Annotated in this window: 1 pseudogene; it reads left to right on the forward strand. The window is 68.3% G+C overall.

The features are described 5' to 3' along the window. Positions 1 to 291: 291 nt before the first annotated feature. A pseudogene (locus MOV75_RS41420) lies at positions 292 to 536 on the forward strand (DUF2155 domain-containing protein); the annotation flags it as partial.

A 536-nucleotide genomic window follows, 5' to 3' on the forward strand; every position in this document is an offset into this window, starting at 1 on the left:
GTCAGGGTCTCGTAGGCGGGGCGGCCGGCGTCCTGGAAGGCCCTGTAGACGGCGGCGGCATCGGGATCGAGCACAACGGGCATGGCGGGCGGTCTCGGGGGGGCCGGTCAGGGTTGGATGTCGTTTTCGGAAGGCGCTGCCCGCCTCGCACCCCCTGGGGAGGGGTGATCGACTATCCCATTCGCGAGCCGGTCTGACCAGACGGGCCGGGAAGGGCGGGGATGCCGCCCTTCCCCCGCCGTATTCGCCGTGTTAACCGGAGGACCTGCGAGCGGCGGTAACCCCTGTAGAATGTCCAACAAGCCCGATTCGCTGTTGAAGCCGCGCGAGATGTTTCGAACCATTACCCTGACAGGTCTTGCGGCGCTTTTGGCCGCCACCGCACTGACGGTTGCGACACCGGCTCAGGCGCAGATCGGCACGATCTTTTCCGATCCGCCGCCGCTGCGGCCGCCCGGCAACATTCCGCGTGGCCAGCCGCAACCGCAGCAGATCCCCGACGACGACGAAGAGGTGCCGGAACTGCCGCCGCAGGG

The sequence above is a fragment of the Bradyrhizobium sp. PRIMUS42 genome (assembly GCF_023006515.1).
Lineage (GTDB): Bacteria > Pseudomonadota > Alphaproteobacteria > Rhizobiales > Xanthobacteraceae > Bradyrhizobium.